Here is a 12,291-nt window from a genome sequence, read left to right as displayed (position 1 = left end):
GCCCTCGTCGCCATCGCGGGCACCAGCGTGGGTGCTGCCGTTGGCGGCGGTGCCGGGGCGGCTGCGGCGGGCAACGCCACCGTCAACAACTACCTGAGTCACGTGCGCCCCAACCCCATGCGGCTCTCGGAAGCAGAGCGCTACGAAGCAGCGGTTGCCGCATGCGGCCGAGGCGATGCAGCGGCATGCGACACCCGCAACGCTCTGGCCCAAACCTCCGCCCAGCGCGACAGAGACCTGGCACAAGCCTGCTCCGGCGCCACGCCCGACGCATGTGCGGTCCGGGCCGGTGAAGCCACCGCCATGGGCAACACCGTCAGGACCACCGAGGGCGGTTATGTCTACGCCACCAGTCCCACGCTCACGCAGCTCAATCCCCCCACCATCGGTAATCCGAAGCGCCCCGACTCGCTCCATGACACCTTGGCGCAAAGCACGGCCGATGGCATCTTGGTGGAAGCGGGGAACCAGGCGATAGTCGCGGTGGTGGCACCGCTCGTGAAGGGTGCGAGTGCCGTCGTGGGCATGGTCAAGGGGCCTGTCGGGGACCTGGCGCCCTCCACGGCCACGACGACAGGGATCGCCGCAACGGACGGTACCGCCACCAGCGCCTACGGTAGCGGCGGCCGGACCTACGGCAGCACGACGGTGACGGACGCCGGCGGGAATGTGGTGCCGACGCAGCCGACTTTGCCGGGGGCGGCTGGGCGGGGGGCTGGTGCGACGGATGCTGCGGATTTGGGGGTGGGGGGAAATGGGGGAGTTGTAGCCGATGAGGCTGCGGCATTGGGCCGCATTGGAGGAAAAGCGAATGGCCCGGCACTTACCGGGAAGGCTCCAAACACCGTTCTTAACCAACAGGCTGTAAATGATTTGGCGAATGGATCATTGCCGGGAATCACTAAAAATCCTAAAACAGGATTGCCAGATGCAGTCCCACGTACAGGCGTTCCGCGCGAAATGCCCGCCAGTTCTAATCCCAGTGCAACAGCGGAGGATTTCGCCAATAGATTGTTTGGCGAAAACTCAACACCTGCCATTGCTAAGCCAATCCCCAACTGCAGTGGCTGTTGGAGTGCAACAAATGCAGAAGGAATATCTGTGACCTACCGACCCGCAAGTACCGCTAGTGTGGATACTGCAGCCACAACTGCCTCTGTAGATATCAACTTTAAGTCGAATGAGAACGTCATAAATGGCGGTAAGCCTGTGAAGCTAAAGTTTCCGCAGGCAGGGGGTTAATGATGAGAATGCCCTCCAATATTGCCGCATGGTTTCAAGGAAACTTGTATCTCCTCACTTTATCTGGTTATAGTGCTGACTTGTTTACATGCGCGAAGCCAGGAGAGCTAAACGGCGACGCTAGATTCCGTTGGCAGTTTGCTGTGGATATGGTCTACCGTGGCATCAAATGCGGTTTGATGGATGTTTGGGACGGAGCAAACAAGGCTCGAGGAACGATGGATTATTCACTAACGCTCGTTGAAGATTTGGCGCGGTTCGATCCGGATTCTGATTATTTTGCAATGTGTTGGGTTGGTCCGGAAATTGAGGCAAGTGAGCTATGTCATGCACTTATCGAAAAGTTTGACATCCAAAACTTTGAGTTGGGAGAAATTTGCGTTCCATTCATCGACGAAGTTGAGATAATTTTTGAGCGCAATGGAGTAAGTTGGAGCGAGGCGCCCTTGATCGAACTCGGATCAGGTGCTGGCGCAGAAAGTTAAACGGGGATGATTCGAATGCGAATTGAGCCATCTAGCAAATCAATTTTGCGCAAAAAACAACGGAATCCACTTTGAGCCGACCTCCTTCGTGCCCTGCTCGTTGTCATCCTCTTGGTGTTTTTCGCCGCATGGCCAGCACTGCAGGAATGCCGGACCGGAATTCCTTATTCGATTCTGCTCCTGGCTTTTTTCTGTAATGGCCTTTAAATAATAATTAAGTGGCAATTGCCAATCTGCCTGCCACGTGTGCGTGGCGGTACGGCCGATTCATAGTAACCGTCACGAAAATCCTTCTTATTTCCACACACACAAGACCATGCATCTCTTCAAAATTTCCTCTCCCTTATTTGCTGCATTTGCCCTGACCGCGCTGCTCGCTGGCTGTGCGCAAAATCCGAAAACCGACACAACATCCTCAGTCAATGTGGCGGGCACGCCTTCCCCAATGCCGAAAGACTGGGTGACATTCGAAATCGATATCGGTGCTGCGAATGGGCAGCGATATCCAGATAGTGTGCTGCGTGTTGTCGACAAATCGGACCGCATGGGCGATGTCGGCTTGATGGTGATTGGTGCGCTGGCGGGTAGCTTCCGGAGTCCGGTTTCCAAAGAGGACTATCGCGGAACCAAAGTTCAGACGGTCGCGCATCCGGCTTCGATCAACAAGATGAGCGAGATGATTCCGGCACTGACCGCGTGGCGTGAGGCCCATGGCAAACAGAGCGTTGTCTATAAACACCCTGTTTATGTTCGCCTGAATAGATTTGGCTTGGTCTATCGGGACTTCTCTCAAGACAAGCCAGCCTACGATCTCTATATCCAAACCGCTATCACACATAAACTGAACAGCGACGGCTACATCACATGGGCCGAGAAGCCGGTGTTGTGCTCCACCGAGATCACAACGGGCGACCTGACGCTCGACCAATGGGCGGCCGACGACTATGCTCTGGTGCGCGCCCGTGGACAGGAACACATTCAGTCTTGCGTGCAGACGGTGCGGTCGTCCTTTGATAAGCTGTTTGCGGATTGAGGTTGATCACAGCCCGAATTCCAATCAAGCCATAGCGTATGCAATCAATACTTAGGTTTTTCGTAGAACTGCCCCAAAGCGAACCTCAGTTGCCGCATGGGCCTAGTTTGTAACCATGTCTCGCTATTCGCCTCCGCTACAGCACCGCAGAAAGCTTGGATGAATTCCATTGAAAAGGTCGCTCTTGAGCAAATTTCAGAATTGGTCATCACATGTATGAAGAAAGTGTTGACGACAGTCAAATCTAAATGAATCTTGGATTGTGTTGTTTGAAATAATATTTCCACGAAGAAAGAACGTTGGCATGAAAAATACTCGTATTGGTTTCGCGGCAAATTGCATGGAGATTGCTGGGTATATTCAATTTCCATGTGCTTTTCTCTTGGGTTTGGTTCTTGTGAGCAATGGTGCGCACAGCCTTGTTGCGCTGACAGGGTTCTTGCTGGGAATCGGCTTGGCTACAGCGTCCGTATTGGCGGGGCGCTGGTTGCGCCATGGTCGAAGCCGTAGATGGATCGCTTCGCTCATGTTGTGCACGGTGTACCTTTTCTCGTTGTTCTTGCCATTGGGGGCATTGGGCTTGTGGGCGTTGCTGTCTGCCTCGACGAGAGCTCAGTTCTTCAAATCGAATGAGCCACCGCCGGAACTGCCGATGGCCTGATTTCCAATGAAACATTGCAAGGCGTCTAGCGCACTTGGTTTGCTCTGCGCGGTTTAGTCAAAACGGTCTCTCCATCAACGAGCTCTGATGTTCTAGATCTGCTGCATGCAGATCCATATCCTTATGATTATTGGTATAGATTTGGGAACGACTCATAGCTTGTCGGCGGCATGGATCGATGGTCATGCGCAGCTGATACCCAATGCGCTGGGCGCGTTTCTCACGCCTTCCTGTGTCAGCATGGAGGCTGACGGCAGCATTCTGGTAGGCCAGGCTGCGCGTGAGCGTTTGCAAAGCCATCCCGACCGAACGGCGGCGACGTTCAAAAGGGCGATGGGCACTGCCAAAGTCTTCCATCTGGGGCCCAAAATTTTCAGGGCGGAGGAGCTTTCGGCCTTTGTGCTGCGCGCATTGAGATTGGATGCAGAAGCCATGCTGGGCGAACCGGTCAAACAGACGGTCATCACGGTGCCGGCCTATTTTTCGGACGTGCAAAGACAAGCGACACGTTCGGCCGGATTGCTGGCGGGTTTTGATAGGGTCAGTCTTCTGAATGAGCCCACCGCTGCAGCACTGGCATATGGGCTTCACCAAAAGAGCCCCGAAACGCAATTTCTTGTCTTCGATTTCGGCGGTGGAACCTTCGACGTGTCCATCCTCGAGATTTTCGAGGACGTCATGGAGGTTCGCGCCACCGCGGGTGACAACCACCTGGGCGGCGAAGATGTCGACGAACTCTTGGCGAACGCATTTGCGAAGAGTGCAGGGCTTACCGCGCTTATGGAAAGCGACACGCTGCTGCGTGCGCAAGTGCGCGCAGTGGCAGAGGGGGCGAAGCTTGCATTGGCCACGCGTGACGAAGTGGAGGTGGCCATCCACGTCAAAGGGCAGCTCCATCAAAGGACGTATGCGCTTGCTGACATGGAGGCGCTCCTTGAGCCTTTGCTTCTGCGGCTAAGGCTGCCGGTAGAGAGAGCTTTGCGGGACGCGCACGTCAGGCCTGAACAGCTCGCCGCTGTGGTGCTTGCGGGCGGGAGTACCCGCCTTCGATCGGTCCGCCAGCTTGTCACGCGCATGTTCGGCCGGTTTCCGGAGACGGCATTGAACCCGGACGAGATCGTGGCACTGGGCGCAGCCGTGCAGGCGGGCCTGCAAGCCAAGGACGCGTCCTTGGCCGAGAGAGTGATGACCGACGTGTGCCCCTATACGCTGGGGATCAATACTTCGAACGAGGTGAGTCCGGGCCGCCAGGTCACGGGTTTCATGGCCCCCGTTCTGTAACGCAACACGGTCATTCCAGCGAGCCGGGTTAGACGGTTTTTCCCGGTGCTCGACCGCCAGCACATGTTAAAAATCGAGGTGTACCAAGGAGAAGGCCGCCGGGTAGACGACAACATCCGACTGGGGCATTTCGATCTGCCTTTGCCGGATGGAAAGAAAGGCGATGTCGCAGCGGACGTGCGCTTTACTTACGACGCTGACGGCCTGCTGGAGGTCGAAGCGACACCGCTGAAAAATGGCGTGCCTGCAGGAAAACCGGTGCAGCTTGCGATCGCGGCATCGGAAAACCGCCTGTCGCCAGAAGAAGTGAAGCGAAGGTTGGCCTTGCTGAGCAATCTTAAAATCCATCCCCGAGACAGCCAGCCCACCCGGACGCTCATGGCCCGTGCGGAGCGGCATTATGGGCAATTGCTCGGCGAGCAGCGGGATGCGTTGGGCGATGCGATGTTTCGTTTCGAGGCATCACTCGAAACCCAGGACGAGCGTCGCATGGCGGCGCCCCGCCGCGCTTTGGAGGAAATGCTTCAGTTTCTGGATTCCAACGGAATGTGGCTCGACGAGGCGCCTTCATGACCTCGACATTACGGTCCAGCCTCGCGCTTTTGGGATTGGCCGCTGACGCCGACGAGAAGGCGGTGCGGCGTGCCTACGCCGTGCTACTCAAGCAGATCGACCAGGCTACGGAGCCTGATCGCTTTGTGGCACTGCGTGTGGCGTATGAACGGGCGTTGGGCCACGCACGGAGCGCAGCGCATGTCGGATCGATGACGGGGGCCTGGTCGGCCGCCGCGAACGAGTGGACTGCGCGACCTCCAACCGAAGCGATCTTCGAAGCACCGCCCGGCCCGATGGCCGCCCCTCCGTCCCAGGATGCGGAGATGGGTCAACCCGATGCTGCTGGCCTGCAAGAAGTTGCTGACGATCCGCCGAGCCGATCGGATAACGAAGCAGAACCGGCCACCACCGATCGGAGGGCAGAGCAACGCCCGGAACCGATTCCCGACGCGCCACCTCCCGAGCCGGCGCAATCCCTATCCCGCGAGGCTGATGGCCGTTCGCCGGACAGCTTTGCAGAACCTGATGGGAATATCTCGACCGGTTCCGACCCCGATCCCGCCGCGCCAGCAACAAGCGCCGAACCTGTGCAATCGCGCAACCAGGATGCAGAAAGCGTGCTGAATGCCATGCTGCAGCATCTTGCTTTCAGTCCGTCGGATGTGGATGCGGCGCGCGCGTGCATAGGACAGGCGCTGAAGGACCCGGTATTGATCGCGCTCGATGAGCGCGAGCGCTTCGAGCAGTTACTGGCAGGGCGGCTCGCCAGCCACGAACTCGGTCACCACCGGGTTCCCCTCTTGATGGCCGCCTCCGAGTCGTTCGGTTGGAACAGCTTTGGAAGAGCCGAGTATTTCCAAAGGGATGAACATGGTGCTGCGCTGTGGCAGGCTGTGGAACAGATATCCATCCTGTCGACTAAGCATCTGGCGTTTGCACTGTCTCTTCTTGAAGAGCCGACGCAGTCGGCGGCGCTCGGTGCAAAGATCGACGACAGGATGCTGAAAGCGTTTGAAGCACGGTTTCCGGGCGTGGTGTCCTGGTGGTTCACACCGGGCCATCTCGACCGCTGGCACCGGGTTTGGCAGCGTATGCCATTGTGGCGAAAAGCGCCTGCAAAGCTGCGGGATCCAGACACAAGAAATGCGTTGATGGGAATTGCGCTGGGCATCATCGCCATTCCTGTAGGCATCGCGATATTTTCGTATCTGGCGAACAGCAACAACCAAAGCCAACGTGCGCGGGTTTCGAGCGAGTGTTCGAGGGTCCATGAGAAAACGAGCCGGGCAGGCTGGAAGGATGTTCCCTGGCCAGATGTGAAAACGCTTTCTTCGTGCATGGCGATGCGCCCGCCGTCTGCCATGGGTGGCCGCGCAGAGTTTTCTCAGCTTGAAGCGATCGCGAAACGGCTCTACCCCGGTGCAGGCGTTGTGGCATGGGTATACGCGTCAGAGGTCTCGATCAATTTGCGGGATGGACGTGCCTTTGGCTTTCCGACACCTACGCCGTTGCTGTGTGTATCCATCGCCCGCTTTGCCGCGGAAGCCGCTTGGCTGCAAGTGGGCGACGTGCGCGCCGCAAAAGCCCTGATCACCGATCTGGCGACCTGTGAGTCGCTAGCGAACGAAGGTAAGGAAAAGCCGTCGCCTGGGCGTCCAGAAGGGCAGGGCGAGGTGTTCACCGGAACACCGGTGCTATGGGCCATGCTCCGGCAAACCGACGCATGGCCGCAAACGGCGAATGCAGGAGCAGGAGCAGGAGCAGGAGCAGGAGCAGGAGCAGGAGCAGGAGCAGGAGCAGGCTTACCCATTCCACTGACCTCACTGGTACAGGCGGCTTCTGCAATTGGTCCGGTATCCGAGCAACGAGGCCCGCGATTGCACAGAAAGGCGCAGGACGGCGAAAGCGAAGCCGTTCGCCCGGCTCTTCGGAGCGCAGCGGATGTGCTGACGCCACCTCCTGCCGCGCGGTCGGCGTTTTCGGTGTTGCCACCGCCGGTTCCATAAGCTTGGCTGCCGCACATCCGGCCTCCCGCTGTTCCTGCGCTCCCGCCGCCCGCCTGCCATCTGGTTACGCATCCCCCGCAATCGCAGCGATAGAGTCCGTCTGTTGGCAGGCGCCGCCGCGCCGCCTAAAGTGCGTCATCCCTGAAAAAACTTTGAGGAGTGCCCGATGGCCAAGAACGATTCCAAGAAGAGCAAGATCCCCTTCAACCCCGGCGCGCCGATCACCGACGCACCCTCGGCGTCGGCCGGCACGGTGCCGTCGAAGGGCTCGCAGCGCGTGGCCCCGTCGTCGGGCAGCGCCGGTGCGCCGCGGATCAACATCGGCATCGACGAGGCCGACCGCGCCGCGATCGCCGAGGGCCTGTCGCGGGTGCTGGCCGATACCTACACCCTCTACCTCACGACCCACAACTTCCACTGGAACGTGACCGGGCCGCATTTCAACTCGCTGCACGCGATGTTCATGGAGCAGTACACCGAGCTGTGGACCTCGACCGACGTGATCGCCGAGCGGATCCGCTCGCTGGGCCACTATGCGCCGGGCTCGTACGCCGAGTTCAGCAAGATCTCCACCGTGCCCGACGTGCCGCTGTCGCCGCCCAAGGCCACCGAGATGATCCGCATCCTGGTGCAGGGCCACGAGACGGTGTCGCGCATCGCCCGCGAGTTCATCCCGGTGGCCGAAGAGGCCGGCGACGATCCGACGGCCGACATGCTGACCGCCCGGTGCGCGCTACATGACCAGACCGCCTGGATGCTGCGGTCGCTGCTGGAGGAATAAGCAAGGCCCGGGTGCCGGCCCGCCCGTCTCCGCGGGGCCGCCGGCCGGCATCCCGGCGTCGTATGCCGGTCGCCGGTGGGTTTCGGCATCGGTTCGGGACCATCATCCGGTCGGTGTCATCCGATCAACGGCTCCTCTCGGGGCCGTTTTGCGTGGCGTGGGTGTGGGGACCGGTCACAATCCTGGCCGCCGCATCCCGTTCGCGGATGCGCTCTCGTCTCTTGCTTCTCGCCCATGACTTCCCTGCTTCTGCTGACGCGCTCCATGCCCAGCCGCCTGCCGTTCTACCTCGACCTCGTCCGCTGGAACCGTCCGGCGGGCTGGCTGCTGCTGCTCTGGCCCACGCTGGCGGCGCTGTGGGTGGCGTCGTCGGGTTTTCCGGGCTGGCACCTGCTGGCGGTTTTCACCCTGGGCACGGTGCTGATGCGCAGCGCCGGTTGCTGCGTCAACGACGTGGCCGACCGGGATTTCGACCGCCATGTTAAGCGCACCGCCCAGCGGCCGGTGACCCGCGGCGCGGTGTCGGTTCGAGAGGCCCTGGCATTGGCGGCGGTGCTGGCGCTCTGCGCCTTCGTGCTGGTGCTGACGACCAACGCCTCGACGGTGATCTGGTCTTTCGCGGCACTGGCGATCACCCTGGCCTATCCCTACGCCAAGCGCCATGTGGCAATGCCGCAGGCGGTGCTGGGCCTGGCTTTCGGCGTCGGCATCCCGATGGCCTTCACCGCGGTGCAGGGCGGCGAATCCTGGATCTATACCGCGGTGCCCGGTGCCGACAGCGGGCTGCTGGCCGCCATCGAAGGCGGCGTGCCGGGGGTCGCCTGGTGGCTGCTGCTGGGCAACCTGTTCTGGGTGCTGGCCTACGACACCGAGTACGCGATGGTCGACCGCGACGACGACCTGCGCATCGGCATGAAGACCTCGGCGATCACGCTCGGCCGTTTCGACGTGCCGGCGGTCGTGGTGTTCTACCTGCTGTTCCTGGCGATCTGGGCGATGGCGCTGCGGCCCTACCACCTGGGCCCGGCGTTCGACGCGGCGCTGGCGATCGCGGCGGTGCAGGTGTTCTGGCACTGGACGATGATCCGGCACCGCACCCGCGAAGGATGCTTCCGCGCGTTCCGGGTCAACCACTGGCTGGGCTTCACCCTGTTCGCCGGGGTGGTGGCGGGCTTCGCGTTCTGCAAGGCGGCCGGCTGGGCCGACGCGGCCGGGCGGTAGGCAGCCGGACGTCGCGGCAGCTGGGGCTCAAGCCCGCCCGAATTCGTCGCCCAGCGCGCCCGCCCGCCGGTGGGCCGCTTCCATCGCCTTGACGAAGGCCGCCTTCACGCCGGCGTCTTCCAGCACCGTCAGCGCCGCGTAGGTGGTGCCGCCCTTGGAGGTGACGCGTTCGCGCAGCACGGCCGGCGGCTCGTCGGATTGGCCGGCCAGCGCGGCGGCGCCGGTGAAGGTGCCCACCGCCAGTTGCCGGGCCTGCGCGGCGCTCAGGCCCAGCGCGGTGCCGGCCTCCACCATGGCCTCGATGAAGTAGAAAACGTAGGCCGGGCCCGAGCCCGAGAGCGCGGTGACCGCGTCCAGCTGCGATTCGGCCTCCAGCCACAGCGCCTGGCCGGTCTGCGCGATCGCCTGGTCGACCAGCGAGCGGTCGTCGGCCGTCACTGCCGACCGGGCGAAGAGGCCGGTCATGCCCTGACCGACCAGGGCCGGCGTGTTGGGCATGGCGCGCACGATGCGCTCGCTGCCCAGCCAGGCGGCGATGCTGTCGCTGCGGATGCCGGCCGCCACACTCAGGTGCAGCGCGCCGGGCGCCATCGCGGCGGACGCCAGCGCCACTTCGCGAAACGTCTGCGGCTTCACCGCCCACACCACCAAGTCGCACCCGCCCAGCAGCGCGGCATCGGCCGTCGGTGCCGCCGCCACGCCGTGTTGCGCCAACAGCCGGGCACGTGCCTCGTCGAAAGGCTCGGCGACCCGGATGCGCGACGCCGCCATGCCCTGGCGCCGCAGCCCGCCGATCAGGGCGCCGGCCATGTTGCCCCCGCCGATGAAGGCGACGGTGCGGTCGTGGAGGGCGGAGGCGGTGGATGGCGTCATGGTGGTGTGCGGGGGGCTGAGGACACGGTCGAAGGGGAGGGCAGCATTGTTGCGCGGGCGAGAGACGCGTGGGGCGGGTGGCCGCGTTTTGAACGGAATATGCCTCTGGCCGGCTATCGATGCCGGCTTATAGCTATCAAATGTATAGCGATCGCCATCATTGGCGCAAGCCGCCGACCTGCCTACCGCAGCGTCGTCTGCCGCACCGCATGCTCCCACTGCCGCATCCGCTCCTCGGCCTGGTCGCGGTTCCACCGCGGCTCGAACCGCTTCTCGACCCGCCACAGCTCCGACAGCTCGGCGGTGCCGCCGAAGACGCCGCTCGACAGGCCGGCCAGGCAGGCCGCGCCGAGTGCGGTCGTCTCCACCACCGCCGGCCGCACCACCGCGATGCCCAGCAGGTCGGCCTGGAACTGCATCAACAGGTCGTTGACGCAGGCGCCGCCGTCGACCCGCAGCTCCTGCACCGCCGGCACGCCGGCCCGGGCGGCGTCGCGCTGCATCGCCTGCAGCAGGGCGGCGCTCTGGAAGGCGATGCTCTCCAGCGCGGCGCGGGCGATGTGGGCCATGGTGGTGCCGCGGGTCAGGCCGCTGATGGTGCCGCGTGCGTCGGGCTGCCAGTAGGGGGCGCCCAGGCCGGTGAAGGCCGGCACCAGCACCACGCCGCCGGCGTCGGGCACGCTCTCGGCCAGGGCCTGCACCTCGCTGCTGGAGTCGATCGCCTGCAGGCCGTCGCGCAGCCACTGCACCACCGCGCCGCCGACGAAGACGCTGCCTTCCAGCGCGTATTCGGTCTGCTTCGACGGCTGGGCGGCGCTGGTGGTGACCAGGCCGTTCTGCGAGGTCTGGAACGCGGTGCCGGTGTGCATCAGCAAGAAGCAGCCGGTGCCGTAGGTGTTCTTGGCCATGCCGGGCGAAAAGCAGGCCTGGCCGAAGGTGGCGGCCTGCTGGTCGCCGGCCACGCCGCCGATCGGGATCGTGTGGCCCAGCAGGTCGGCCCGTACGTCGCCGAAGCGGGCGCTGGAGGGCAGCACCTCGGGCATCAGGGCGCGGGGAATGTCGAGCGCGGCCAGCAGCTCGTCGTCCCAGGTGTTGCGGTGCACGTCGAACAGCATGGTGCGGGACGCGTTGCTCACGTCGCTCACATGGCGCTGTCCGCCGGTCAACTGCCAGATCAGCCAGCTGTCGACGGTGCCGAAGGCCAGCTCGCCGCGGGCGGCCTGGTCGCGGGCGTCGGGCACGTGGTCGAGGAGCCACTTGAGCTTGGTGCCGGAGAAATACGCGTCGATCCGCAGGCCGGTCTTCTGCTGGATCTTTTCGGTCCAGCCGCCTTCGCGCAGCCGGGCGCATTCTGGCTCGGCCCGGCGGTCCTGCCAGACGATGGCGCGGTGGATCGGGCGGCCGGTCTTGCGGTTCCAGACCAGGGTGGTTTCGCGCTGGTTGGTGATGCCGACCGAGCGTATGTCGCCAGCCGCGATGCCCGCGTTCTGCAGGGCCTCGCGGGCGGTGGCCAGCTGGGTCCGCCAGATCTCGTCGGGCTCGTGCTCCACCCAGCCGGGCTGCGGATAGTGCTGGGGCAGCTCGCGCCGGGCCAGCGCCACGATATGTCCGTGGCCGTCGAACACGATGCTGCGGGAGCTGGAGGTGCCCTGGTCGAGCGCGAGGAGGTAGGCCATGGAATGCGTGGGTCTGGAAAAGGGCACGCGGCGCGGCGCCGGCACGTCGGGGAACAGCCGGTGGTGGCGACATGCAGGTTGTCGGTCGGCACCCGCAGCCCGCGGTGGCGGAGCAGCGCCTCGGTGGTGGTGGTGCCGATGTCGAGGATCGGCGGGCAGCCGCCGGGCACCTGGGCGACGACCGACCGGGCGATGCGGGTCTCGCCGTCGGCGTGCAGCGTCTCGCGCTGGCGGTGTGCGGTGTTCTCGGTGGTGGAGCCGGGCACCCGCACGCCGCCGTGGAAGCGGGCGAGCATGGGCGCCTCGGCCAGCCGATGGGTGTCGCGCCGCACCGTCTGCAGCGTCACGCCCAGCATGTCGGCCAGGTGTTCCACGGTCATGGAGCCGCGGGCGCGCACGGCGTACAGCAGGCTGATCTGGCGGGGTCGAGGCTCACGTGGCGCCGTCGGGTTGGGGACAGGAAACGCAAGCGACTTT

The 12,291-nt window shown here is 63.2% G+C and carries 9 protein-coding genes and 2 pseudogenes; 8 read left to right on the top strand and 3 right to left on the bottom strand.

What is annotated here, in order from left to right; all coding sequences use genetic code 11:
• From DFQ15_RS16955 to DFQ15_RS05040, 8 genes and pseudogenes are all read left to right on the top strand, one after another.
• Positions 1 to 1,242, top strand: a 1,242-nt coding sequence (locus DFQ15_RS16955) for a DUF6862 domain-containing protein (protein ID WP_407703852.1), incomplete at its 5' end; no start/stop codon positions are given.
• A 2-nt stretch (positions 1,243 to 1,244) separates the two neighbouring features.
• Positions 1,245 to 1,727 carry a hypothetical protein gene (locus DFQ15_RS16950; protein WP_146228647.1) on the top strand — a complete coding sequence of 161 codons (483 nt, stop codon included), beginning with the start codon at positions 1,245 to 1,247 and terminating at the stop codon, positions 1,725 to 1,727.
• Positions 1,728 to 2,043: 316 nt separating this feature from the next.
• On the top strand, positions 2,044 to 2,760 hold the full coding sequence (locus DFQ15_RS05060; RefSeq protein WP_146228646.1) for a hypothetical protein: 717 nt from the start codon (positions 2,044 to 2,046) through the stop codon (positions 2,758 to 2,760).
• Between the two features lie 304 nt (positions 2,761 to 3,064).
• Entirely contained in the window at positions 3,065 to 3,421 is a 357-nt protein-coding gene (locus DFQ15_RS16945; protein WP_146228645.1) for a hypothetical protein, read from the top strand.
• Between the two features lie 105 nt (positions 3,422 to 3,526).
• Positions 3,527 to 5,275 (top strand): annotated as a pseudogene (locus DFQ15_RS05055) (Hsp70 family protein).
• Positions 5,272 to 7,263 carry a hypothetical protein gene (locus DFQ15_RS17515; RefSeq protein ID WP_199399812.1) on the top strand — a complete coding sequence of 664 codons (1,992 nt, stop codon included), beginning with the start codon at positions 5,272 to 5,274 and terminating at the stop codon, positions 7,261 to 7,263. Before DFQ15_RS05055 ends, DFQ15_RS17515 begins: the two are co-directional and overlap by 4 nt.
• Before the next feature lie 166 nt (positions 7,264 to 7,429).
• Complete coding sequence (locus DFQ15_RS05045) at positions 7,430 to 8,044, top strand: Dps family protein (protein ID WP_110464912.1); 615 nt, start codon at positions 7,430 to 7,432, stop codon at positions 8,042 to 8,044.
• A gap of 234 nt (positions 8,045 to 8,278) precedes the next feature.
• A complete protein-coding gene (locus DFQ15_RS05040) occupies positions 8,279 to 9,265 on the top strand; it encodes a 4-hydroxybenzoate octaprenyltransferase (RefSeq protein ID WP_110464911.1) in 987 nt (328 codons plus the stop codon).
• 27 nt (positions 9,266 to 9,292) lie between these two features.
• Here the strand turns inward: DFQ15_RS05040 and proC are convergent, their stop codons facing one another.
• From proC to DFQ15_RS05025, 3 genes and pseudogenes are all read right to left on the bottom strand, one after another.
• Positions 9,293 to 10,138: a pyrroline-5-carboxylate reductase gene (gene proC, locus DFQ15_RS05035; protein WP_110464910.1), complete on the bottom strand. Its 846-nt coding sequence runs from the start codon at positions 10,136 to 10,138 to the stop codon at positions 9,293 to 9,295.
• 182 nt (positions 10,139 to 10,320) lie between these two features.
• Entirely contained in the window at positions 10,321 to 11,814 is a 1,494-nt protein-coding gene (glpK, locus tag DFQ15_RS05030) for a glycerol kinase GlpK (protein WP_110464909.1), read from the bottom strand.
• 65 nt (positions 11,815 to 11,879) lie between these two features.
• Positions 11,880 to 12,194, bottom strand: a pseudogene (locus tag DFQ15_RS05025) (DeoR family transcriptional regulator); the annotation flags it as partial.
• Positions 12,195 to 12,291: the final 97 nt, after the last annotated feature.

This window comes from Xylophilus ampelinus, from assembly GCF_003217575.1.
Classification (GTDB): domain Bacteria; phylum Pseudomonadota; class Gammaproteobacteria; order Burkholderiales; family Burkholderiaceae_C; genus Xylophilus; species Xylophilus ampelinus.
Note: the sequence above shows the minus strand (reverse complement) of the source record. Positions and strands in the feature narration are given on the sequence as shown.

Bases quoted from the DNA above. Each gene is read 5' to 3' on its own strand.
- DFQ15_RS16950 (WP_146228647.1), top strand. From the start codon at position 1,245: ATGAGAATGCCCTCCAATATTGCCGCATGGTTTCAAGGAAACTTGTAT.
- DFQ15_RS05060 (WP_146228646.1), top strand. From the start codon at position 2,044: ATGCATCTCTTCAAAATTTCCTCTCCCTTATTTGCTGCATTTGCCCTG.
- DFQ15_RS16945 (WP_146228645.1), top strand. From the start codon at position 3,065: ATGAAAAATACTCGTATTGGTTTCGCGGCAAATTGCATGGAGATTGCT.
- DFQ15_RS17515 (WP_199399812.1), top strand. From the start codon at position 5,272: ATGACCTCGACATTACGGTCCAGCCTCGCGCTTTTGGGATTGGCCGCT.
- DFQ15_RS05045 (WP_110464912.1), top strand. From the start codon at position 7,430: ATGGCCAAGAACGATTCCAAGAAGAGCAAGATCCCCTTCAACCCCGGC.
- DFQ15_RS05040 (WP_110464911.1), top strand. From the start codon at position 8,279: ATGACTTCCCTGCTTCTGCTGACGCGCTCCATGCCCAGCCGCCTGCCG.
- proC (WP_110464910.1), bottom strand. From the start codon at position 10,138: ATGACGCCATCCACCGCCTCCGCCCTCCACGACCGCACCGTCGCCTTC.
- glpK (WP_110464909.1), bottom strand. From the start codon at position 11,814: ATGGCCTACCTCCTCGCGCTCGACCAGGGCACCTCCAGCTCCCGCAGC.